The following is a 23207-nucleotide window of genomic DNA, read 5'->3' as shown; positions in this document are numbered from 1 at the left end:
GCACGCTATAATGTGAAAGCCAATCTTCGGATTGGCTTTTTTATTGATCTTGAGTATTTACAAATACTGCCGTGGAATTCATATGTCAGAACCTATTTCAATCCCTTCTGCTCTTGCTAATTTAGCCTTAGCAGGTCATGCAAAAGCACAATTTGAACTTGCAGAATTGTATATGGAAAGTGAGCATGACGATGACATCATTCTTGCGGAAGAATGGGCTTTAAAAGCTGCTGAAAATGGTCATGTGGAAGCCATGTATTGGTTGGGTGAAGGCTATACCGTTTATGCAAAAGACCTTTCTGAAGAAGATCCTGAAGAATCAAAAGCACATTTTGAATTGGGCTATTACTGGTTAAGTAAAGCCAATATGCAAAAACATCCTGCTGCAACTTTAGAATTGGCAGGATATTACCGTCGTGGTGATGTCATTGAAAAAGATGTCGAAAAATCAGTAAAACTAGTTAAACAAGCCGCTGAACTTGGTGAAGTACAAGCAATGCGAGATTTAGCATTTATTTATGAAAATGCTTTAGGTGTAGATGCTGACGAAGAAAAAGCAGATTATTGGCATCAAAAAGTCCAAGACGCTGAAAAATAATATTGAAATAAAAAGCCCAATTTATATTGGGCTTTTTTAGAGAAATATATAAACAGATTAGATATGATTTGCATCTACAACAATGGCTTGTCGACAAATACCTTCCACTTTTCGTTGTTGCTCAAAAACTTCTTTTGCCATCGCATCAAAACTATCAAAGAAACAAATTTCAGATTGGTTAACATCGTACACAAGCGAATGATTGCCTAGTCCTTCTAAAGTATCGTAATACACAATCACAAATTTATTTTGCTCAAATGCTTTTTGAATGTCTGAATATTCAATTACAGGCAACACAGGTAAATCAAGTGCTTTTGCTTCAGCATAGTTCAGTTTTTCTTGTTCCTGCATATCAGGATCTTCTTCTGTATAAAACTGAACATTGAAACCAAATTTCTTTAAACCAACAGCTAAACCAATGGTTGTAGAACCATATTCAATATCATGCCCACAGACTTGAATGAGTTGTGAAATTTCAGCATCGATACCTAAATGTTGGAGCAACATCCAGACCGCATAAATTCCGCCATTCGCTTCAAGATTTGCTAACTCTTCAGGTATTTCTAATGACATGTCTTCCCCTTTAAATACAAGCAATCATACAGCTAAGTGCTATTTATCGCATTTAATATCGATAACGCAAACCTAAAGAAAGGAGTGAATCTCTATTGTCGCCTTCATCTGCTTGCACATTTTTAATACTATAACTGGCTACAGCAGAGATTTTCTTTGTTAAATCTGCACTTAATGCACTACGGGAACGCAGTACTTTGGAATCTTTCCCGAGCTCAAATGAAATGTCCTGATTAAATTGTATATCTTGAGAAATTTGATAGGTATAAAAGCCTGCCAACGTTCCCGTTCCTTCATGCATTGCTTTACCATCTTCCGATTCTTGCAACTGACTATATCGATAACCACCGCCCATTTCTAAAGACAAACTCACTTTATCACTTTTTAAAACATCAACTCCCCACCCAATTGATGTTGTAATTTGATGATCAAAAATGCTTGTTAAGTCTTTTTCAGCCGTTATTTTCCCAAATCGGTAAACGACATTTGAACTCCGATGCAAAATCTTTCCTGAAAGATAATAGCGTTCTATATTTTGAGCAGAACTATTCCCATGCGTACTCACGGCATCTGCAATAAACTCTTGCCCCCAATCATCTGATTTTTTTTGGAATAAGATATGAGCTGTCAAGTTATCTTGCTTTGAACTTCCATTTTTAGAACTACTGTTATTCACTAAGTATCCTAAATCTGTTTCTAAGCGAAAATCTTTATCTACTGTAATTGCACCAGGATCTGTTCGTTTAGGTTCTAAAACACCTGCATAAGCACTATGCATAACAAAAATACTTGCAACTAAAATCAATATTTTTTGCATGTCATCATGCCTGCATTGAATAAAAACGCGCAAAAATATCACAGCTTCATAGTGAGAATAAAATAAACTCACTTAAATCTACAAATGTGTACTCAATCATTGTCTAGCCTTACAAACCTTCACTTAATTTTTAACTGCCTTTTATTCACTGTTGCGTTGAAAAACATACTTTATTGTTATTTTTTGATCTGCTATTGGTTAATCTAAGATTGGAACTCAATCATTTTCCAAGTAGAATAGTTCACTAGTCGAGGGGTGCTGCGACTTTTTCACAAGCTAATTTTTTTCAAAAAAAGCAACGTGAAATCGCTAGGCTCGACCATCGGTTTATTCATTTTAAGAAAAACCAACAACGGCATCCGCGAACATCATGATCCTATCTATTTTTATTGTTATTTAATAACAAGGAGATCCTAATGAACGCGGTTAATGCTTCATTTACAGATTATAAAGTTGCCGATATCAATTTAGCTGACTACGGTCGCAAAGAAATTAAACTTGCTGAAGCTGAAATGCCTGCACTTATGGGTTTGCGTAAACGCTATTCAGCAGCTAAACCCCTTGCAGGCGCGAAAATTCTCGGCTGTATCCACATGACCATTCAGACTGCTGTTTTAATTGAAACATTAGTTGAATTAGGCGCAGAAGTTCGTTGGACTTCATGTAACATCTTCTCTACTCAAGACCACGCTGCTGCTGCAATTGCGGCTTCTGGTGTTCCTGTTTTTGCTTGGAAAGGCGAAACTGAAGAAGAATACATGTGGTGTCTTGAACAACAAATTAATGTGAATGGTACACCTTGGGATGCCAACATGATTTTGGATGATGGCGGTGACTTAACTGCTGTTGTTCACGAAAAATATCCAGAGCTAATTGCTAAAATCCACGGTATTACTGAAGAAACAACAACAGGTGTTCAACGTCTTCTAGAAATGTGGAAAGACGGTTCACTTAAAGTTCCAGCAATCAACGTAAACGATTCTGTAACTAAATCTAAAAATGACAACAAATACGGTTGCCGTCACTCATTAAACGATGCAATTAAACGCGGTACAGATATGCTTTTATCTGGTCGTCGTGCGCTTGTAATTGGTTATGGTGATGTGGGTAAAGGTTCTGCTCAATCTCTTCGTCAAGAAGGCATGATTGTTCGTGTAACTGAAATCGATCCAATTTGTGCTATGCAAGCTTGCATGGACGGTTATGAAGTTGTATCTCCATACAAAAATGGCGTTCAAACAGGTAAAAAAGAAGATGTAAATGTTGATCTTCTTAAAAATACCGACTTAATCGTAACAACAACGGGTAACTACCACGTTTGCGATTCAGCAATGCTTGATACATTAAAAGCAGGCGCAGTTGTTTGTAACATCGGTCACTTCGATACTGAAATCGACACAAACTACTTACGTGGTTATAAGTGGGTTGAAGTTAAGCCTCAAGTTCACCAAGTTTACCGTTCAGAAAATGACAGCGATTATTTAATCCTTTTATCTGAAGGTCGTTTGGTTAACCTTGGTAATGCAACTGGTCACCCATCACGTGTAATGGATGGTTCTTTTGCCAACCAAGTATTGGGTCAAATGCATTTATTTGCTGAAAAATTTGCAGATCTTCCTGAAGATCAAAAACAAGCAGCTATTCGTGTAGAACTCCTTCCTAAGAAATTAGATGAAGAAGTTGCTGCGGCAATGGTTGTAGGTTTTGGTGGTGTGTTAACTCAATTAACTCAAGTTCAAGCAGATTATTTAGGCGTTCCTGTTGAAGGTCCGTTTAAATCTGAGACTTATAAATACTAAGTTTTAATTTTACCCTTATCCTAGCCTTCTCCCAAAGGGAGAAGGAACACATCCTATTTTAATCTAGGTGTAAAGTTCCCTCTCCTATCAGGAGAGGGTTAGGGAGAGGTTAAATCAAATCAGTATTTATAAATAGGATTTAAAATGTCTAAACGTGTTCCAATTTCATTTGAATTTTTCCCATCTAAAACTGATGCAGGTGCGGAAAAATTACGTACAGTTCATAAAGAACTTCAGTTACTGAATCCTGAATTTTTCTCTGTAACATATGGTGCAGGTGGCTCAACTCGCGAGCGCACTTTATCTACATTGAACGATTTTAATGGTAAAGGTACACCTGTCGCTCCTCACCTTTCTTGTATTGGTGACGACAAAGCTCGAATTACTGAATTATTAGATATCTATAAATCACAAGGTATCGACCGTATTGTGGCACTTCGTGGGGATTTGCCATCTGGTCAAGTGGGCTTAGGTGAATTACCTTACGCACAAGATCTTGTTCGCTTTATTCGTGAACATTCTGGGGACTACTTCAATATTGAAGTTGCTGCTTATCCTGAAATGCACCCTCAAGCAGATAGCTTCGATGCAGACATCAAACGTTTCTGTGAAAAAGCCAATGCAGGTGCAAATTCAGCTATTACACAGTTCTTCTTTAATCCAGATGCTTATTTCTACTTTGTAGAACGCATTCAAAAAGAAGGTGTAAATATTCCTGTTGCCCCAGGCATTATGCCAATTACCAATGCAAGCAATTTAATTCGCTTTGCCGATGGTACAGGCGCTGAAATTCCACGTTGGATTCGTAAGCAACTTGCAGCTTATGGTGATGATGTCGAAAGTATTAAAGCATTTGGTCATGAAGTGAACTTAAAACTCTGTGAACGCCTGATTGAAGGTGGTGCACCTAGTCTACATTTCTATACAATGAACCAAACTGAACCAAACCGTCAGCTTGTTCTAGACTTAGGTTTAGCATAAAGCTACCACCCATTTGAGAGAGATTAAATGCCTCGTTTTTTTATTGAAGCAGACCTAAATGTAGAAACAACTGTAGAACTTACAGAAACAGTTTTTCACCATTGGGTTAAAGTCTTACGCGCTCAAGTGGGTGAAACTGCCACTTTGTTCAATGGACAAGGTGGTGAATATGAAGTTGAACTCACCGAGGTTGCGAAAAAATCTGCTTCTGTTTTTGTCAAAAGTTTTAATTCAGATAATCGTACGCCTAAATTTACCGCCCTACTTGGTCAGGTGATGAGTAAAGGTGACCGCATGGATTATGCCATTCAAAAAGCCGTTGAATTAGGTGTATCTGAAATCCAGTTACTCACTTCTGAACGTTGCGAAATGCGCTTGAAATATGATCGCGATCAAAAAAAATTAGATCATTGGCAAGGTATTGCAATTGCAGCGTGTGAACAATGTGGCTTAAACACTGTGCCAAAAATTCTTGCACCATTAAGCCTAGAAAAATGGCTAGATACTCAACTACCCACCACAAAATTAGTCCTTGCACCCAATAAAGATGAAGTGAATGTACTTCAAAATGCATCTAAAGATATCGCCTTACTGATTGGTCCTGAGGGCGGTTTAAGTGAAGCTGAAATTGCATTATCAAACAGCAAAGGATTCATCAATTGGTGTATTGGCGAGCGTGTTTTAAGAACTGAAACTGCACCTATTGTTGCCCTGTCTATTTTGAACTTTAATTTAAATTAATTTTTAGGTTAAAATCGTCATATTAGTGATTGATTTTTCAAGTAATTCAAATTAACCTGAGATGCTTGATTAAAATAAATATACATATCACCGATCAATACAAATACGAAAATATTTTACGAAGTTTCGTAGGTAAATAAGGTTTATTTCATGGCAGAAATACAAGATCAGTCATTTGATCAATACCTTTATGCGACTCAAATATCAGATACGCTACACGTATTTCGGTACTTTTTAGCAAGTATTTTTGCAATATCTTTATTTATTCACGTTATTTACACCTTTTTTTATTATTCTTCATATCACCTCAATATTTGGATGATATTAACAGCTTCTTTTATAGGTGTTAATCTACTCTTATTATTTCAATACTTTAAACCCGATCAATACAACTTAAAAATTGCAAATTATTGGATTCACTTTATTTGTTTTAGCAGCGGTGTTTTAATCGCATTAGGTATTTATCTCCTTTATGCGCATCTTCCTCATCTAACTCAAGGATTTAATTTATTTGAAGCAGTTGCATTAGTCACGCTTTTGGTGATTGTTTGTTTATTATTTGCAATTACTTTTTTAACGCAACGAATTCGTTATTTCTTACTTTTCTTTTTCCCAATTATAACGCCACTGACAATTTTAGAATCTGTATTAACTTTAGATAAATACCCACTGTTTTTATTTACCATCAATTTCGCGCTCATTATGTTAGTCATTTGCGCCTACATATCTACAACTTTTCAGCAACATCTCACCAGATTTAATTTTAAGAACCAACAACTTGCTAAAGATGCCGAGCTACAAGTTGATATAACTAAACAGTTAAATGAACAGATCAATATTGAAATGAAGAAATCACAAGAAGCTGGTTTCAAATTACAAAACTATTCCCAGACACTGGAAGAAAAAATCAAAGAACGTACAAAAGATTTAGAAAACATTCATCGGGATTTAAAAAATAAACAAACTAACCTTGTTCTTGCCCATGACATTGCAGGTTTAATCCCATGGGATTGGAATATCACAGATCAAAAAATTACATTTACAGATAAATTAAACAAAACGCATCTTAAAGATTCAGATGTGCACCGTGCTAAATTAATGAGCCTCATCCACCCCGATGATATAGAACATTTTAAAACGGAAATGCGCTTACATTTACGGGGTATTACAGAACGTTTTGAAGCGACATATCGGGTAAAAAGATCCGATGACAAATGGTTTTGGGTACATGACATTGGTAGTGTTATTTTACGTGCCCCCGATTCAAATCACCCTTTACACATGGTCGGAATTCGACGTGACATTCATCAAGAACGCCAAGATCAAGAACGTTTAAAACTCACAGCAAGTGTTCTACAACAAGCGGCTGAAGGTATTATTGTTTTAGATGAAGATTTTAACTACATTGAAATTAACCCATTCTTTGAAAATATGGTGGGCTTTCAACGTGAACAAATTATTGGTAAGCATATTTTTGATATTTCAGAAAATTATAAAGCACACCAACGTAGCAACCACAATAAAATCATCGCTGAAATTATGCAGCACGGTATATATGATGGTGAAGTCACTGAAAAGTTTTTATCTGGAAAAAAAGTTTCTATTCGATTTCATATCAATGCAGTAAAAGATGATCAAAATAGAACCATTAACTATATTGGTATTATTTCAGATCTGACAGAGCATAAACGCCAAGAACAACGTCTATCTTATTTAGAAAACTACGACAAACTAACTGATCTCCCAAATCGTCTTTATTATCACGAACAATTACACCAATATTTAATGAATCAGCAAGATTCTATTCAACAGCTGGCAATTATTCGTTTAAATATCGATAGATTCCGCCCAATCAATGATTATTTAAACAACAGTGGTGGAGATGAATTACTACGTCAATTTGCACAACGTTTAAGATTAGCGACAGCTGAAGCTCTTATTGTTGCGCATTTAAATAGTGATAATTTCGCAATTGTATATGAAGTTTCACACATTCGACCATCCATAAAAGAACACTGCGATCGCATTATAAAATCCCTTCACACCCCTTTTATTTTAAATGATGAAGAGCATCTTATTACTGCTTCTATGGGAATTGCACTTTACCCTGAACATGGTCGACAAATTGATTATTTAAACAACTGCGCAGAACAAGCTTTATTTGAAGCAAAACGTTTAGGCGGCAATACAATTAAAACCTATTCAACTGGAATGAGTAAATTAGTCGATAATAATGTTCAACTCGAACGTGAATTAAGACATGCCATTCATAATGATGAACTTATTGTTTATTATCAGCCAAAAGTTTATTTTTCAGATCATCATATTCAAGGTTTTGAAGCACTTGTTAGATGGCAACATCCAACCAAAGGCATTATTCCACCCAATATATTTATTCCTATTGCGGAACAAACTAGTCTCATCTCTGAAATTGGTCAAATTGTCATTGCTAAAACAGCTAAACAAATTCAAATTTGGAAAACAATGGGATATGACAATATTCGCGTATCTTTCAATGTTGCTGCACAACAATTACATCGAGGTAACTTATTAAGCACTATTGATGAGGTAATGAATAAATATCAAATCTCTGGTCAAAACCTAGAACTAGAACTGACAGAGTCATCTTTACTTGAAAATTCATGTGCAATAAGAACGACCCTTAATGCCATTAGAGAGCGTAATATTCAAATTTCGCTTGATGATTTTGGAACAGGATATTCATCTTTATCTTATTTAACCGACTTTCCAATTGATATTTTAAAAATTGATAAAAGCTTTGTCTCTAAAATTGGTGAGCAAAAACAAGAAGCGGTCATTAGTGCTATTGTTGCCATGGGGAAAGCCATGGGAATGACTATTGTTGCTGAAGGAATTGAAACTCGTGAGCAACTGAATTTTTTAAATAAATTAGATTGTCATCTTGCGCAAGGTTACTTATTTTCTAAACCTTTAGCAGAAAATAATGCAACAGAATTTTTAAAATCAAACAGTACGTTAATACACCCCTCTATCTGATACAAACGCATACATGAAGCACTCAAGAATGCAGGAATTTTGAGCTTCTTTGTCTGTCCGAATAGATCAACTAATGGTATATTCCTAAAGGAAAGCACGTATCCGCTAGATGTACTAGCAATAATGTAACAAAAGAGATAAAGATGGACGATCAATCATTAAAGCAGCAGGCTTTGTATTACCACGAATTTCCTACTCCGGGAAAAATCAGCGTTACTCCAAGCAAACAACTCATTAACCAGCATGATTTAGCACTTGCTTATTCACCTGGTGTTGCTGCACCTTGCTTAGAAATCGAAAAAGATCCATCAAAAGCAGCTTTGTATACAGCTCGCGGAAACCTTGTAGCCGTTGTGAGTAACGGTACTGCAGTTTTAGGCTTAGGTAACATTGGACCTTTAGCATCTAAACCTGTTATGGAAGGTAAAGGTGTACTTTTCAAAAAATTCGCAGGTGTAGATGTATTTGACATCGAAATTGCTGAAAATGATCCTGACAAAATTGTCGATATTGTTGCGGCATTAGAACCTACTTTTGGTGGTATTAACCTTGAAGATATCAAGGCACCAGAATGTTTCTATATTGAGCAAAAACTACGTGAACGCATGAATATTCCTGTGTTCCATGATGACCAACACGGTACATCTATTATTGTTGGTTCAGCATTATTAAATGCATTGCAATTGAATGGCAAAAAAATTGATGAAATCAAAATTGTTGCTTCAGGTGCAGGTGCTGCTGCCCTTTCTTGCTTGAACTTACTTTGTGCACTTGGTGCGAAGAAAGAGAACATCGTTGTTGCTGATTCACGTGGTCTATTAACGACTCAACGTCAAGGTCTTGATGAATCTAAAAAAGCATATGTACAAGATATTGAAGGCACACAACTTGCCGATGTAATGTCAGGTGCAGACATGTTCTTAGGTCTTTCTGCTGCGGGTATCTTGACGCAAGATATGGTGAAGCAAATGGCGAAAGATCCAATCATCTTCGCTTTAGCAAACCCAGATCCTGAAATTTTACCTGAGCATGCACATGAAGCACGTTCTGATGTCATCATGGCAACAGGTCGTTCGGACTATCCAAACCAAGTAAACAACGCACTTTGTTTCCCATATATTTTCCGTGGTGCTTTAGATGTTGGCGCAACGACAATTAATGAAGAAATGAAAATTGCCTGTGTACATGCAATTGCCCGTATGGCACATGTTGAAGCAGATGCTGCATCTTATGGTGAAAAATCTGCATCATTTGGTCGTGATTACTTAATTCCACGCCCACTTGATCAACGCTTAATTCTTGAAATTGCACCTGCAATTGCACAAGCAGCAATGGATTCTGGTGTTGCAACACGTCCTATTGAAGACTTTGCACATTATCGTCAACGTTTGTCTGAGTTTGTTTATAACTCTGCATTCATGATGAAACCTATTTTTGCTCAAGCAAAAACAGATCCTAAGCGTATTGCTTATGCTGAAGGTGAAGATTTACGTGTTCTTCGTGCCGTTCAAATTGCTGTAGATGAAGGCTTAGCAACACCTATTCTTGTTGGTCGTACTGCGGTAATTGAAGCAAATATTAAGAAATTAGGCTTACGTCTTGAACATGGTGTGAACATCACTATCGTTGATCAAGAAAAAAATCCTGATTACGAAAAATTTGCAGATGATTACTACAGCATCATGCAACGCAAAGGTGTTACACCTGAATATGCACAGCGTGAAACTCGTCGTCGTTCTACACTTATTGCGGCAATGCTTGTTAAACACGGTTTAGCAGATGGTATGTTATGTGGTACTTATTCTAGCTATGACATTCACCTAGACTTCGTGCGTAACATTATTGGCTTAAAAGAAGGTCGTAATAACTTCTTCACGCTGAATGCATTAATGCTTGAAGATCGTAATTTATTCATTGCAGATACTTATGTAAATACAAATCCTACTGCTGAACAACTTGCTGAAATGACTATTTTAGCGGCTGAAGAAGTACGTCGTTTTGGTATTACGCCACGTATCGCATTACTTTCGCATTCTAGCTTCGGTTCAGATCAAACTGATCCTAGCGCACAAAAAATGCGTAAAGTATTTGAAATTTTACAAGAAATTGCACCTGAACTTAATGTTGAAGGTGAAATGCACGGTGATGCTGCACTTGATGAAAATATTCGTCATTTTGCATTCCCGAACTCACGTTTCAAAGGTTCTGCAAACTTATTAATTATGCCTAACCTTGATGCAGCCAACATTTCATTCAACTTGTTGAAAGCAACTTCTGGTAATAATGTAACAATTGGCCCTATTCTTTTAGGTGCTGCAAAACCAGCGCATATTTTAACGCCAACAGCGACAACGCGTCGTGTGGTGAATATGACTGCTTTGACTGTTGCAGAAATTCAAGAAAACGAAAAAGAAGCACTATAATCTGTCTGTAAAGACAGCTTTTTAGACTTGAGAAAACCTCTATTCTGTTGCATGATGGCTTCAAGAATAGAGGTTTTTTCATGCAAGTTTATTTAGTAGGCGGTGCTGTTCGAGATCATTTACTCGGTTACCCCTATCACGAAAAAGATTATGTCGTTGTTGGTGCAACGCCTGAACAACTTATCGCCTCGGGCTATCAACCTGTAGGTAAAGATTTTCCTGTTTTTTTACATCCAGATACTAAAGATGAATATGCCTTAGCCCGTACAGAACGCAAGTCTGGACATGGTTATCATGGCTTTTCTTTTTATACAGACCCAAGTGTCACACTCGAAGAAGATTTAATTCGTCGTGATTTAACCATTAATGCGATTGCAATGGATGATGACGGTAAAATCTACGATCCTTATAATGGTCAAAAAGATTTAGACCATAAAATTTTACGCCATGTATCGAATGCATTTATTGAAGATCCTTTGCGTGTACTTCGTATTGCGCGTTTTGCTGCACGTTATAAAGCCTTAGGTTTTAGCGTTGCACCTGAAACATTAGCACTGATGCAACAACTTGCAGAATCGGGTGAGTTAGAGGCATTAACCACTGAACGTGTGTGGAAAGAAACTTCTCGCGCGCTTATGGAAAATCATGCAGATGAGTACTTTGAAGTATTGCGTAAATGTGGTGCTTTAAAGGTTTTATTTCCCGAAATAGATGCGCTTTACGGTATTCCGCAGCGCCCTGAATATCATCCTGAAATTGATTGTGGTATTCACACCATGATGTCTTTACAGCAAGCGTGTAAAGCGAATTATAGTTTAGATGTTCGCTTTGCTGTTTTGGTTCACGACTTAGGTAAAGCTCTTACACCTAAAGATGAATTACCACGTCATATCATGCATGAAGAACGTGGCGTTAAACCTGTCACCGAAGTCTGTGATCGTTTAAAAGTTCCAACAAATACCAAGCAACTTGCACTTGCTGTTTGCAAAGAGCACTTGAAGTGCCATCAGGCTTTAACTTTAAAACCTGGGACTTTGTGGCGTTTACTACAGCGTTTAGATGTTCTTCGTAGACCTGAACGTGTTGAAGCTTTTGTTCAAGCATGTGAATGTGATTCACGAGGTCGTTTAGGTTTAGAAAACCGTGAATATCCGCAATCTAAATATATTTTCGATGCCATTCAAGTGGTTCGTAATATTAAAGCACAAGACTTACCTGCCGATGTTAAAGGTCAAGAAATTGGTGAGATGTTGATTGAACGTCGTATTCAAGCCATTGCTGAACTTAAACATCAATATGAATAAATTGAACTTTTCCTAAACAAAAACTCCTCAAAAAATTTGAGGAGTTTTACTAAAAAAGCATTAATATTATGATAAAAAGAACACCAAAATTTAAAGAATTTCAAGTAGTCCAATTAATTTTCGATTTCAGGTATATCCCTATTGGAACAAAAGGAACTATTTTACACATTTATGAAAATGAATTTGATTTCGCCTATGAAGTCGAATTTATCGACAAGTCTGGAAAATTTATAGAGGAAACTTTTGCGATCAAAGAATCTTTTCTCACCTTTTGTACAGAATTTTAAAAATAAATACAATAAAATTTTAAGTGCCTAGTTAAATTACCTAGACACTTCAAAATTAAGACATATCCGCTGGAAACGTAATTACTTTTTCAAGCTTCATTTGCTCAGTTGCAACCATCAATAACCGATCCACCCCTAAAGCAATACCTGAACATTCAGACATATTCGGCAATGCTGCAAGTAGATATTCATCAATTGGCATGACATGTAAACCTAGCTTCGCTCTCTCTTCGTTATCCGCCACAAAACGCGAACGAAGCACATCTGCATCAATGAGTTCATCATAAGCATTGGCAAGCTCTAAACCTTCAATATAAAGCTCAAAACGTGCTGCAACCAATTCACCATCTTCATCTACTTTAGTTTTTGCAAGTGATGCAAGTTCAGGCGGAAAATCAGTTAAAAAAACAGGCGTATCAAAACCTAAACTTGGTTCTACAAAATGCGAGAAAAGTAAATCGATATAACCTAATCGATCATCACCTAAATCTAGATTTAATCCCACACGATTACAGCAATCTTTCAGTTCTTTCAAACTGGCTTGCAATGGGTTTAAATCTAGACGATCCATAAAAGCATGCTTATAACTTAAGATGGTTGGACGAACTTCACCAAAGCGCTGTTTCAAAGTCACGTTTAACAAATCGGTTACTTCGAACATCAGCTCTTTTAAGCTCATATTCGGACGGTACCATTCCAACATGGTAAATTCGCTATTATGTTTACGCCCATGTTCATCATCACGGAAAACTTTGCAAATTTGGTAAATTGAACCCACGCCACTTGCCAATAAACGCTTCATGGCAAATTCAGGCGAAGTTTGTAAATAATGCGTTTGCTTTTTGCCATTTACATGACGCTGTGCTTGCACAGAAGACAAATAAACATCGGTCACACCTGCTTGCGATAAAATAGGGGTTTCCACTTCCAAAACTTCACGTTCATCAAAAAATTGGCGAATTTGTGAATACATTTTTGCACGCGCACGAATTGCCTGAATATCACAAGTCGGTTGATATTGAAGGTTTAACTGACTCATGCTTTTGGTCCTCCATGTGCCGCCCATTCACGGCGTAGCGGATACGTTTTTCTTAAATAATCAAATGCTTTTTGCTCAACCTTTCCATCTTTTAAACATGCACGTAAATTTTTATCATCACGTGAAATATCATAAATTTCTGTAAGATGTTGAATCAGCACTTCTTTCAAATTTTCATCTTTAAAGAATTGCTCACACGCAGGAAGCTGTGTTTCAAACTTTTTATTTGGCGTATATTGAAGTTCTTCACAAAAAGCATCGTAAATCATTTGCGTACCACGCGCCTTACCTTCCAAGCTATAGCCTGCAATATGCGGTGTAACCAAAGTAATTAAATCTAATAATTCTTCTGAAATTTCAGGTTCATGTTCAAATACATCTAACACCACTTTTCGTTGTGTATTTTGAATATCTTCAATTAATGCAGTTTCTTCAACCACAGACCCACGTGCAGAATTAATTAAAATCGTGCTCGATTTCATCTGCGACAAAGCATATTTATTAATTAAATGATAGGTTGAATGTTCACCATATTGAGTCAAAGGCACGTGAATAGAAATGGCATCAGCTTGTGTTAATAAGGTGTTTAAATCGACTTGATTAACATGATCACGGTTCACAAAAGGGTCTGAACCAATTACATTCCAACCCAATAATTTTGCCATAACAGCCAAACGCGAGCCAACATTGCCTAATCCAATAATCCCTAAAGTAAAGGTTTCATTGGCATGAATAAGTTCAGGTTGTAATTTTAATAATGCGGTAATGACATATTCAGCGACAGCTTGAGCATTGCACCCTGCTGCATTTGACCATGTAATGCCTTGTTGTTCGATTAGCGGAATATCGAGATGATCTGTACCAATAGTCGCACTTCCAACGAATTTCAGTGCTGTATTGTAAATAAGGTCTTGATTCACTTGAGTGACTGAACGCACCAATAAAGCTTCTGCATCTTTCACATCAGCATGTGTCAAAGTACGTCCAGCTTTGTGTTGAATATCACCAAACTCTGAAAAGAAATATTCGGTGAATGCCAGATTTTCATCTGCAACGATTTTCATAATGCATTCCAATTCTGTAATGCCATTATGATAACGCTTGGATATTACATTGACCATGCCATACCCAAGCATTCAATAAAATTACTCGACTAATAAATCTTTCGGATTAATAGTGTCGCCATAAACAGGTTTTAAAGTTTTTTCATAAGCTTGCTGAATAACACCCTCTTTTGAAAGTTTCTCTAAATCTTTGTTTAACCAATCTAGCAATTCTTTATTACCCTTTTTAACCGCAGGTGCAATTAAATCGTGCTCACCAAGGCTTGTAATACCTACAGTATAGTTAGGATTTTCTTTCGCCCAAGCCAATACAAGTAAGTTGTCATGCGCTAAAGCAACACCACGTTTATCTTTTAAAGCATCAAAAGTTTCGGTGTTTTGCTCATATTTTTGTAGATTGATTTCTTTATGCTGTTTGCTAAAGAATGAATCTGCTGTTGTACCTTTATTGACCAATAAAACTTTATCTTTCAACTGAGCAATATCGGTAATTGGTGCATCTTTAGGTGAAACCACACCCAAAGCTACTTTTAAATATGGCTTAGAAAAATCGACCACTTCTTTACGTTCTGGCGTTACCGTAAAGTTAGCGAAAATAATATCGACTTTATTGGCTTTAAGATATTCAACACGGTTTGCGGCTTCTGTTAAAACAAATTCAACCTTGTTTTCATCACCCAATAAATCTTTGGCAACATGTTTCGCAATTTCAACATCGAAACCTTGGTTTTTACCTTTTTCATCTAAATAGCCAAATGGTGGTTTATCGCTAAATACACCAATTCGTACTACGCCATTCTTTTTAATCTGCTCAATACTTGATGTTGCAGATTGATCTTGTGCAGTTTCTTTTTTTGTTTCTGAGTTTTGACCACAAGCTGCCAAACCTAAACCTAAGAGTGAAACTGCAAATAATTTTTTTACATGAGCAAATGTTGTCATTGTTATCCCCTCTGGATATTTTTATTACAGCGTTAATTATTTTCCTTCTACATCTAAGAAAATTTTCGAATCAACTTTTCCACCATAAATTGGCTTTAAAGTTTCATCATAAATTTTCTGAATTTCACCGCTCTTACGAAGTTGTTTAATTTCAGTATTCAACCAATTTAGCAATTCAACATTACCTTTGCGTACAGCTGGTGCAATGAAGTCTTCATTACCAATTTGTGGAATACCTACAATGTAGCCCGGGTTTTGTGCAGCCCATGCAAGTGCATAAGTGCTGTCTTGTGAGATTGCATCGCCACGACCATCTTTTAGCGCATTGAATGCATCTGTATTTTGTTCAAATTTAAGGAGCTTAACTTTTGGATAATTCTTTGTGAAATAACTGTCAGAACTTGAACCTTTATTCACAATGAGTGTTTTATTTTCTAAGTCTGCAACAGAGTTAATAGGATTTTTTTGAGATGATGCAACCCCTAAAGATGCTTTTAGATACGGTTCAGCAAAATCAACCACTTCTTTACGTTCTGGCGTAACAGAAAAACTCGCAAGCACAACATCAACTTTATCTGACTTTAAAAACTCAACACGGTTCGCTGCTTCAGTCACCACATATTCAATTTTGTTTTCATCACCCAAAAGATCTTTGGCAATATGTTTTGCTATAGCAATATCAAAACCTTGGTTTTTACCCTGACTATCGACATAACCAAATGGAGGATTATCGGCAAATACACCAACACGAATCACATCGTTCTTTTTAATTTGTTCAATAGAAGATGTTTGATCATTTTGCGAATTTGTCTTGTCACCACAAGCCGTTAGACCAATGGCAGAAAGCGTTAAACCTGTAGCCAAAATGAGAGATTTTTTAGAAATCATTTTGTTTTCCTATTTTATTAATAACTTAAGATGTTTAAGAAAGCCTTTGCACGTTCCGTTTGAGGCTGTTTAAAAAATACGTCTGGTGTTGCTTCTTCAATAATGTTGCCTTTATCCATAAAGATAATTCGGTCTGCAACTTTTTGAGCAAAGCCCATTTCATGCGTTACAATCAACATGGTCATACCTTCATTGGCAAGCCCTAGAACTACATCTAACACTTCACGTACCATTTCAGGGTCAAGTGCTGCGGTAATTTCATCCATCAACATGACTTTGGGTTGCATCACCAATGAACGAACAATAGCAATACGTTGCTTTTGCCCACCCGATAAATTACGTGGATAATCTAGCTTTCGATCAAACAAGCCCACACGTTTCAATAATGCATCGGCAACTTTTTCTGCTTCTGCTCTCTCACGTTTTTGTGCTTTTAGTGGCCCAAGTAAAATGTTATCAATCACGTTCATATGACCAAATAATTCGTAGTTCTGAAACACCATGCCTACATCTTGACGAACTTTAGTCCATTCAACATCTTGACCTAAAACACCTCGACCTTCTAAACGGATTTCACCTGCTTGAATCTCTTCCAAACCATTAATACAGCGCAATAAAGTACTTTTACCGCAACCTGATGGCCCAAGAATCACCACCACTTCACCTTGCGCTACATTGAGGTTAATGCCTTTTAAAATTTGGGTATCAGCAAAGGATTTTTTTAAATCTTTAATTTCTAATAACGACATGGCTTATTCCCAAACTTTTTCTAAATAACGTGATGCAAGAGATAACGGATAACAAATAATGAAATATAGAATAAAAATTAATCCATAAATCCAAAGTGATGCATTTGGTACCGTAAGTAACGAGTTTTCAATAATCTGCTGACCCACTTTTAAAACTTCAACTACACCAATTAATACCGCTAAAGAACTGGTTTTCACCATACGGGTAAACAAGTTAATAACCCCAGGTGTAATGCGTTTTAAACTTTGTGGAAAAACCACTTGAGTCAATACTTGAACTTCGTTTAAACCTAAAGCAAAAGCTGAATCTCTCTGGTGCTTGTCGATAGAGCTAATACCTGCGCGGACTAAATCGCCCATTTCTGCTGTGCCCCAAAGCACAAAAACAAAAATACAAACCCAAAAAGATGAGAACTGCCAGTTAAACCATGTTGCAAAACCAAAATAGAAAACAAACAGTAAAACCAAAATTGGAATTACACGAATGGCTTCTAAATAAATACGGCATAACACTTTAATAAATGGATTTTTTGACGTCATGATGACACCAAAAATTGCACCCAGTATTGCCGATAAAACCACAGAAATAATGGCAATTTGAATGGTTTGCCAAAGTCCTAAAAATAAGCGCTCTAGATGGCTAGGCTGAAATAAATACTCAATTCCCATGGCTCACCTTTCTACTTCTATATTCCAAATAGCTTGTGAGTGCAGACACAGGTAAAAGAATAATTAAATATGCACAAATCAATAAAAATAAGGCTTCTGTGGTTTTGTAATCCATACCAATTAAATCTTTGGTCACGAAAAGCAATTCAACAATAGCAATGGCACTGAGTACTGAACTTTCTTTAATTAAAAACAAACAGTTCGCACCAATTGCAGGAATAGAAACTGCCATTGCCTGAGGTAAACTTACATAACGGAAAATTTGGATTGGGTTTAAACCAACACTTTTTGCTGAATCTATTTGCCCTTTAGAAACGGACTGTAAACCTGCGCGAAATACTTCAGCCATATAACTTCCACCTAAGAAAGTAAGACCGATAATCCCACAAGTAAAACCATCTATTTTAATGCCAATTTTAGGTAAGCCATAATAGAGAAAGAAAAGCTGAATCAGCAGTGGAGTATTTCTCGACAATTCGATATAACAAGCAACAAGCTTGTCTAAAATAAAAAATTTATAGGTCAAAATAATGCTAGAAATAAGACCTACAATAATGGAGAGAAAAATACTGATAACAGAAATTTCTAGCGTAGTTAGGGTTGCCGCATAAAATTGGGGCCAAACGCTTTGTATATAAAGCCAGTCCAAAGAAAACATCCACAAATCGATTTAAAGTAGTGTTCAACCTTGATTAAACGCTTTTATTTTATTTTGATAACAACATCACTAAAACCATTTTTTATTAATAAGCTTTTCTAAATTTCCTATTTAGAATGGCTAATTTTTGACAATTAAAAATATAAACCTCGATGTATTTATAAACTATTATTTTTTACACTTATTAAAAAAATTATTTTTATTCTTTTTAAACAAATATTTAAGAAAAATAAGGGCAGTATAAGACACAAGAATATTGTCAAGTAATCTTATGTTTTCCTGTTTTTCAACATAACTAACTCTATGATCCTTATGCAATGAATTGAATAAGAACCTTCAGTAATCTCCTTCAACTTTTTATGTGGCTTCTAATTAAGACAAAATTAAAATCAAAAAAAAGACCCTTGATTTCTCAAGGGTCTTTTCGAATTTGGCGGAAGCGGTGAGATTCGAACTCACGGAGGGGGTAAACCCTCGTCGGTTTTCAAGACCGGTGCATTAAACCGCTCTGCCACGCTTCCATGTGCGCCATAATACGGAGCTTTTCGTATTATGACAAGAGAAAAAACCATCTAAAGCATTCAAATGAATATTGTTTCGCCAAAAATGCTAAAAAAACTATAATTTGGCTACTAATTCAGCACCTTCACGTATTGCACGCTTCGCATCTAACTCGCCTGCAAGCTTTGCACCGCCAATAATATGGTACTTCGCTAAAGTATTTTCACCCTCTAAAGGCATCAATTCTTTAACAGATTCTTGTCCTGCACAAACAACAACCGTATCTACACGTAAAAGTTGATCTTGCCCTGCTGTTTCAATCCATAAACCTTCATCTGTGACTACTTTATACTGCACGCCACGTAACATACGAACATTATGCTTTTTCAATTGCGCACGATGCACCCAACCCGATGTTTTACCTAAGCCCGCACCTAATGGTGTGGTTTTACGTTGCAATAAATAAATTTCGCGAATCGGTGCTTCAATTTCAGCGCGGACCGTACCACCTTCAGTAATATAGTTAGGATTTGAATCTACCCCCCATTCACGCTTCCATTCATCTAAAGCTTGAGGTTGTTGTTGATGTGGTGGTTTAAGCAAGAATTCTGAAACATCAAAACCAATGCCACCCGCACCAATCACCGCAACTTTATGCCCAACTTCGGCACCTCGCAAAACTTCGGCATAAGATAGAACTTGAGGTGCATCACTTCCTTCAATTTTTAAAGCACGCGGAACAACACCTGTCGCAATCACAACATCATCAAAACCTTCACGTTCTAATTGCTCACGGTTCACTTTGGTATTTAAGCGAAGTTCAACCCCAGTTTTTTCAATTTGAACTTTGAAATAACGAATGGTTTCGTGAAACTCTTCTTTACCGGGTACAACTTTGGCTAAATTAAATTGTCCACCGACTTCATTACTTGCTTCAAATAATGTGACGTTGTGACCTCTGCTTGCTGCAATTGTTGCAGCCGACATACCTGCAACACCACCGCCTACAACTGCAATTCGTTTTGGTTTTTTTGTTTTTAAATAAAGTAATTCCGTTTCATAAGCCGCACGTGGATTCACCAAACAACTGACACGCTGATTTTTAAAAGTATGATCTAAACACGCTTGGTTACATGCAATACAAGTATTAATTTCATCGACACGGTTTGTTGCAGTTTTATTTACCCAATATGGATCTGCTAAAAATGGACGTGCCATTTGAATCATATCTGCTCTGCCTGACGCTAAAATCTCCTCAGCTGTTTCAGGCATATTAATTCGATTCGATGCAATCACAGGAATCGTTACATGCTTTTTCACTTCTGCCGTGTAATCGACAAATGCTGCACGTGGTACAGATGTCACGATAGTTGGGATACGTGCTTCATGCCAACCAATACCTGTATTTAACAAAGTCACGCCCGCTTGTTCTAATGCTTTTGCAACGGTGATGACTTCATCCATGGTATTACCATCGTGAACTAAATCGAGCAATGACAAGCGAAAACAGATAATAAATTTTTCACCAACTTCTTGGCGAATAGCTTTTACAATTTCCACAGCAAAGCGCATACGGTTTTCAATTGAACCGCCCCACGCATCTTCACGTTGATTGACATGTCGACTTAAAAATTGATTGAGTAAATAGCCTTCTGAACCCATGATTTCTACACCATCGTAACCTGCTTTTTTGGCTAAGTTTGCAGAGTGTGCATAGTCTTTAATGGTATTTAGGATGGTTCTTTCACTCATTTTTCTAGGTTTAAATGGTGAAATTGGAGATTTTATTGCGCTTGATGACACCACAAATGGCTGATAGCCGTAACGCCCTGCATGGAGTATTTGTAGTAAGATTTTTGCGCCATGTTTATGTACGGCACGGGTAACTAGTCTATGAGGTACGATGTCGCCCAAAGTATTCATGGTTCCGCCTGCAGGCAACAACCAACCTTGTCTATTTGGGGAAATACCACCTGTAATGATTAAGCCTACGCCACCTTTTGCGCGTTCGCCAAAGTATGCCGCAAGTTTTGGATAATGATAAAATCGATCTTCTAGACCTGAGTGCATTGAACCCATCACAACGCGGTTTTTAATTTTGGTAAAACCTAAATCTAGTGGTTTTAAAATATTTGCATAGCTAGTCGTCATGTGGAATTCCTTTTAATTTTGGCTTTGCAACTTGTTGCATAATACTTTAGCTGATTTTACTTTTTTGTTTATGGCATTTTTATGCAAATCTGTGAATGTTTGGTCAATACAGATTGATCTTTTTTTGATTCATGAAAAGGTGCATTAAAAATTTTAAATATTTATTATGTCGAAACCAAATTATAAGAATAAGAAAATATCATCTAAATCACTATAAAAACCCGAATAACATCATCTCAATAAATACCCATCCTATAATTTAAGTTTGAAACCTTGTGCCATAGGACAAAAAAGTGATTATGATAAAATTCTCAGCCTGCAAAACACGGCTTTTATCTAATATTTTCTTTATTTATATAAACAAAATTTGAGTAAAAAGCTTTCATAGCACTTTGAAATAATGAAATGGAATACCAAAATGGCGAATAAATTCGAATTCAACATTCGTGTATATATTGAAGATACAGATGCAGGTGGCATTGTTTACCATGCAAATCATATTCGCTTTATGGAACGCACACGCACAGAATGGCTTCGTGCTTCAGGTATAGATCATTATTGGCATCAAAAAGACTATAATTTTGTTGTACATAAAATTAATCTTAAATATTCACGCCCTATCCTTATGGATGATCTAATAACAGTCACTGCAAGTGTTGTTTCTTGTAAAGCATCATCTTTTGTGTTGCAACAGAATATTTATCGTGGTGAAATTATGTTGGCATCTGGCGAAGTCGAATTAGCATGTATAAATGCAGATATGCGACCATGCAGACTCCCAGAAGAAATTCGTGAACTGATTCTAAAAGAATTGGAACAAGACTAAAAAAAATTAATTGGCTCAATGTAATTATGGCAACACAACTAGAATCTACCCTGCACGTTTCTGATCTTATTCTTCAAGCAAGTCCAGTCGTACAAATAATTATGCTTATTCTACTTTTAGCATCTTTATTTAGCTGGTACTTAATTGCCAAATTACATATGAGCTATAAAAAAGCGCAGGCAGATGATGACCATTTCCAAAAAATATTTTGGTCTGGTGCAGAATTAAATACGCTTTATAACAATGCTCAGCTTAATTCTAAACGTATTGGCTTAGAAGATATTTTCTATCAAGGTTTAGGTGAATTCCTAAAACTTAAAAAACGTAATGCCTCACCCGACCAAGCTATTGAAGGTACTGAACGTATTTTACGTGTGGGTTTAAGCCGCGATCAAGGTCATTTAGAACAAGGTATTGGCGTACTTGCAAGCATTGGCTCAGTTGCGCCTTATATTGGTTTATTTGGTACAGTTTGGGGCATTATGAATGCCTTTATTGGTCTTGCAGATGTCGATCAAGTTACTTTAGCAACTGTAGCACCAGGTATTGCCGAAGCACTTATTGCAACAGCTATTGGTCTTTTTGCTGCAATCCCTGCTGTATTGGCATTTAACCATTTCACAGCTAAAGGTGAAACAATCTATTCAGATCGTGCTTTATTTGCTGAAGAAATGATTGCTTTATTACAACGTCAATCTTTAGATTCAAATCAGGATCAAAATTAATGGCGATTCAACGTTCAGGACGCTTCGAGCGTATAAAAAAACCACTGAAAAGTGACATGAACGTCGTGCCATATATTGACGTTATGCTTGTACTTTTAGTGATTTTCATGGTGACCGCGCCAATGATCACAAGTGGTATTAAAGTTGACTTACCTCAAGCCAATAGCACGCCTATCGAATCGAAAGATGCGCCTGCTATTGTCAGCTTAGACAAAGATGGACAATACTTCTTACAATATAAAGATCAAAAAGCAGATCAACCATTAGCATTACAAGAACTCACCGCTATCTTAAGTGAAGCTCAACAAACAGCTCAAACTGAAAACAAAGAACTAAACGTGGTGATTGAAGGTGAAAAAACACGTTCATATGGTGAAGTTATGTCACTGATGAATAGCCTTCAAGAAGCAGGATTAACTCAAGTAGGTTTACTTACAGAGCCTTTAAAATAATT

The 23207-nt window shown here is 36.6% G+C and carries 21 protein-coding genes and 1 tRNA gene; 11 read left to right on the top strand and 11 right to left on the bottom strand.

What is annotated here, in order from left to right; genetic code table 11:
- Nucleotides 1-82: 82 nt before the first annotated feature.
- Nucleotides 83-598 carry a tetratricopeptide repeat protein gene (locus GTK57_RS10485; RefSeq protein WP_163123367.1) on the top strand — a complete coding sequence of 172 codons (516 nt, stop codon included), beginning with the start codon at nt 83-85 and terminating at the stop codon, nt 596-598.
- A gap of 57 nt (nt 599-655) precedes the next feature.
- Here the strand turns inward: GTK57_RS10485 and GTK57_RS10480 are convergent, their stop codons facing one another.
- Nucleotides 656-1171: a cysteine peptidase family C39 domain-containing protein gene (locus GTK57_RS10480; protein WP_163123364.1), complete on the bottom strand. Its 516-nt coding sequence runs from the start codon at nt 1169-1171 to the stop codon at nt 656-658.
- A gap of 52 nt (nt 1172-1223) precedes the next feature.
- Nucleotides 1224-1988 carry a DUF481 domain-containing protein gene (locus GTK57_RS10475; protein WP_163123360.1) on the bottom strand — a complete coding sequence of 255 codons (765 nt, stop codon included), beginning with the start codon at nt 1986-1988 and terminating at the stop codon, nt 1224-1226.
- A gap of 416 nt (nt 1989-2404) precedes the next feature.
- Here GTK57_RS10475 and ahcY point away from each other — a divergent pair, with 416 nt between their 5' ends.
- From ahcY to GTK57_RS14850, 7 genes are all read left to right on the top strand, one after another.
- Nucleotides 2405-3787, top strand: coding sequence for an adenosylhomocysteinase (gene ahcY / locus GTK57_RS10470; RefSeq protein ID WP_152874280.1), 1383 nt, complete (start codon nt 2405-2407; stop codon nt 3785-3787).
- 144 nt (nt 3788-3931) lie between these two features.
- The gene (gene metF, locus GTK57_RS10465; protein ID WP_152874281.1) at nt 3932-4768 is read left to right on the top strand and encodes a methylenetetrahydrofolate reductase [NAD(P)H]; all 837 of its coding nucleotides are present in this window, start codon (nt 3932-3934) and stop codon (nt 4766-4768) included.
- A gap of 27 nt (nt 4769-4795) precedes the next feature.
- A complete protein-coding gene (locus GTK57_RS10460; RefSeq protein ID WP_152874282.1) occupies nt 4796-5509 on the top strand; it encodes a 16S rRNA (uracil(1498)-N(3))-methyltransferase in 714 nt (237 codons plus the stop codon).
- 150 nt (nt 5510-5659) lie between these two features.
- Nucleotides 5660-8527 (top strand): EAL domain-containing protein, encoded by a 2868-nt coding sequence (locus GTK57_RS10455; protein WP_163123357.1) that lies wholly within the window; start codon nt 5660-5662, stop codon nt 8525-8527.
- Between the two features lie 143 nt (nt 8528-8670).
- Entirely contained in the window at nt 8671-10950 is a 2280-nt protein-coding gene (locus GTK57_RS10450) for an NADP-dependent malic enzyme (protein WP_163123354.1), read from the top strand.
- 80 nt (nt 10951-11030) lie between these two features.
- A complete protein-coding gene (locus tag GTK57_RS10445) occupies nt 11031-12254 on the top strand; it encodes a multifunctional CCA addition/repair protein (protein ID WP_163123351.1) in 1224 nt (407 codons plus the stop codon).
- A gap of 68 nt (nt 12255-12322) precedes the next feature.
- The gene (locus tag GTK57_RS14850) at nt 12323-12541 is read left to right on the top strand and encodes a DUF4926 domain-containing protein (RefSeq protein ID WP_163123348.1); all 219 of its coding nucleotides are present in this window, start codon (nt 12323-12325) and stop codon (nt 12539-12541) included.
- Nucleotides 12542-12596: 55 nt separating this feature from the next.
- Here the strand turns inward: GTK57_RS14850 and epmA are convergent, their stop codons facing one another.
- The 9 genes from epmA to GTK57_RS10395 all read right to left on the bottom strand — a co-directional run bounded on the left by epmA (nt 12597) and on the right by GTK57_RS10395 (nt 21202).
- Nucleotides 12597-13580: an EF-P lysine aminoacylase EpmA gene (gene epmA / locus GTK57_RS10435; RefSeq protein ID WP_163123344.1), complete on the bottom strand. Its 984-nt coding sequence runs from the start codon at nt 13578-13580 to the stop codon at nt 12597-12599.
- Nucleotides 13577-14644 (bottom strand): 4-phosphoerythronate dehydrogenase, encoded by a 1068-nt coding sequence (locus tag GTK57_RS10430; protein ID WP_163124728.1) that lies wholly within the window; start codon nt 14642-14644, stop codon nt 13577-13579. The genes epmA and GTK57_RS10430 overlap by 4 nt, the downstream gene beginning before the upstream one ends.
- An 81-nt stretch (nt 14645-14725) precedes the next feature.
- Nucleotides 14726-15592 carry a cysteine ABC transporter substrate-binding protein gene (locus tag GTK57_RS10425; protein WP_163124725.1) on the bottom strand — a complete coding sequence of 289 codons (867 nt, stop codon included), beginning with the start codon at nt 15590-15592 and terminating at the stop codon, nt 14726-14728.
- 30 nt (nt 15593-15622) lie between these two features.
- Nucleotides 15623-16474 (bottom strand): transporter substrate-binding domain-containing protein, encoded by an 852-nt coding sequence (locus GTK57_RS10420; protein ID WP_163123342.1) that lies wholly within the window; start codon nt 16472-16474, stop codon nt 15623-15625.
- A gap of 17 nt (nt 16475-16491) precedes the next feature.
- Nucleotides 16492-17223, bottom strand: a complete 732-nt coding sequence (locus GTK57_RS10415; protein WP_152875350.1) for an amino acid ABC transporter ATP-binding protein — start codon at nt 17221-17223, stop codon at nt 16492-16494.
- A 3-nt stretch (nt 17224-17226) separates the two neighbouring features.
- A complete protein-coding gene (locus tag GTK57_RS10410; protein WP_152875352.1) occupies nt 17227-17892 on the bottom strand; it encodes an amino acid ABC transporter permease in 666 nt (221 codons plus the stop codon).
- Nucleotides 17882-18541: an amino acid ABC transporter permease gene (locus GTK57_RS10405; protein WP_152875354.1), complete on the bottom strand. Its 660-nt coding sequence runs from the start codon at nt 18539-18541 to the stop codon at nt 17882-17884. The genes GTK57_RS10410 and GTK57_RS10405 overlap by 11 nt, the downstream gene beginning before the upstream one ends.
- 440 nt (nt 18542-18981) lie before the next feature.
- Nucleotides 18982-19071: transfer RNA gene (locus tag GTK57_RS10400), tRNA-Ser, on the bottom strand.
- Nucleotides 19072-19168: 97 nt separating this feature from the next.
- On the bottom strand, nt 19169-21202 hold the full coding sequence (locus tag GTK57_RS10395; RefSeq protein ID WP_163123336.1) for an NADPH-dependent 2,4-dienoyl-CoA reductase: 2034 nt from the start codon (nt 21200-21202) through the stop codon (nt 19169-19171).
- A 418-nt stretch (nt 21203-21620) separates the two neighbouring features.
- Here GTK57_RS10395 and ybgC point away from each other — a divergent pair, with 418 nt between their 5' ends.
- From ybgC to tolR, 3 genes are read left to right on the top strand one after another with little or no spacing between them, the layout of a single operon-like run.
- Nucleotides 21621-22028, top strand: coding sequence for a tol-pal system-associated acyl-CoA thioesterase (gene ybgC / locus GTK57_RS10390; RefSeq protein WP_152874142.1), 408 nt, complete (start codon nt 21621-21623; stop codon nt 22026-22028).
- A gap of 26 nt (nt 22029-22054) precedes the next feature.
- Nucleotides 22055-22753: a protein TolQ gene (gene tolQ, locus GTK57_RS10385; RefSeq protein WP_152874143.1), complete on the top strand. Its 699-nt coding sequence runs from the start codon at nt 22055-22057 to the stop codon at nt 22751-22753.
- Nucleotides 22753-23205, top strand: coding sequence for a protein TolR (gene tolR, locus GTK57_RS10380; RefSeq protein WP_152874144.1), 453 nt, complete (start codon nt 22753-22755; stop codon nt 23203-23205). Before tolQ ends, tolR begins: the two co-directional genes overlap by 1 nt.
- Nucleotides 23206-23207 lie beyond the last annotated feature (2 nt).

The sequence above is a fragment of the Acinetobacter portensis genome, from assembly GCF_010646905.1.
Taxonomy (GTDB): domain Bacteria; phylum Pseudomonadota; class Gammaproteobacteria; order Pseudomonadales; family Moraxellaceae; genus Acinetobacter; species Acinetobacter portensis.
Note: the sequence above shows the minus strand (reverse complement) of the source record. Positions and strands in the feature narration are given on the sequence as shown.

Bases quoted from the DNA above. Each gene is read 5' to 3' on its own strand.
- GTK57_RS10480 (WP_163123364.1), bottom strand. From the start codon at position 1,171: ATGTCATTAGAAATACCTGAAGAGTTAGCAAATCTTGAAGCGAATGGC.
- tolR (WP_152874144.1), top strand. From the start codon at position 22,753: ATGGCGATTCAACGTTCAGGACGCTTCGAGCGTATAAAAAAACCACTG.
- GTK57_RS10475 (WP_163123360.1), bottom strand. From the start codon at position 1,988: ATGCAAAAAATATTGATTTTAGTTGCAAGTATTTTTGTTATGCATAGT.
- GTK57_RS10450 (WP_163123354.1), top strand. From the start codon at position 8,671: ATGGACGATCAATCATTAAAGCAGCAGGCTTTGTATTACCACGAATTT.
- GTK57_RS14850 (WP_163123348.1), top strand. From the start codon at position 12,323: ATGATAAAAAGAACACCAAAATTTAAAGAATTTCAAGTAGTCCAATTA.
- GTK57_RS10455 (WP_163123357.1), top strand. From the start codon at position 5,660: ATGGCAGAAATACAAGATCAGTCATTTGATCAATACCTTTATGCGACT.
- GTK57_RS10485 (WP_163123367.1), top strand. From the start codon at position 83: ATGTCAGAACCTATTTCAATCCCTTCTGCTCTTGCTAATTTAGCCTTA.
- ybgC (WP_152874142.1), top strand. From the start codon at position 21,621: ATGGCGAATAAATTCGAATTCAACATTCGTGTATATATTGAAGATACA.
- GTK57_RS10415 (WP_152875350.1), bottom strand. From the start codon at position 17,223: ATGTCGTTATTAGAAATTAAAGATTTAAAAAAATCCTTTGCTGATACC.
- tolQ (WP_152874143.1), top strand. From the start codon at position 22,055: ATGGCAACACAACTAGAATCTACCCTGCACGTTTCTGATCTTATTCTT.
- GTK57_RS10445 (WP_163123351.1), top strand. From the start codon at position 11,031: ATGCAAGTTTATTTAGTAGGCGGTGCTGTTCGAGATCATTTACTCGGT.
- GTK57_RS10460 (WP_152874282.1), top strand. From the start codon at position 4,796: ATGCCTCGTTTTTTTATTGAAGCAGACCTAAATGTAGAAACAACTGTA.
- GTK57_RS10395 (WP_163123336.1), bottom strand. From the start codon at position 21,202: ATGACGACTAGCTATGCAAATATTTTAAAACCACTAGATTTAGGTTTT.
- epmA (WP_163123344.1), bottom strand. From the start codon at position 13,580: ATGAGTCAGTTAAACCTTCAATATCAACCGACTTGTGATATTCAGGCA.
- GTK57_RS10410 (WP_152875352.1), bottom strand. From the start codon at position 17,892: ATGGGAATTGAGTATTTATTTCAGCCTAGCCATCTAGAGCGCTTATTT.
- GTK57_RS10430 (WP_163124728.1), bottom strand. From the start codon at position 14,644: ATGAAAATCGTTGCAGATGAAAATCTGGCATTCACCGAATATTTCTTT.
- GTK57_RS10420 (WP_163123342.1), bottom strand. From the start codon at position 16,474: ATGATTTCTAAAAAATCTCTCATTTTGGCTACAGGTTTAACGCTTTCT.
- metF (WP_152874281.1), top strand. From the start codon at position 3,932: ATGTCTAAACGTGTTCCAATTTCATTTGAATTTTTCCCATCTAAAACT.
- ahcY (WP_152874280.1), top strand. From the start codon at position 2,405: ATGAACGCGGTTAATGCTTCATTTACAGATTATAAAGTTGCCGATATC.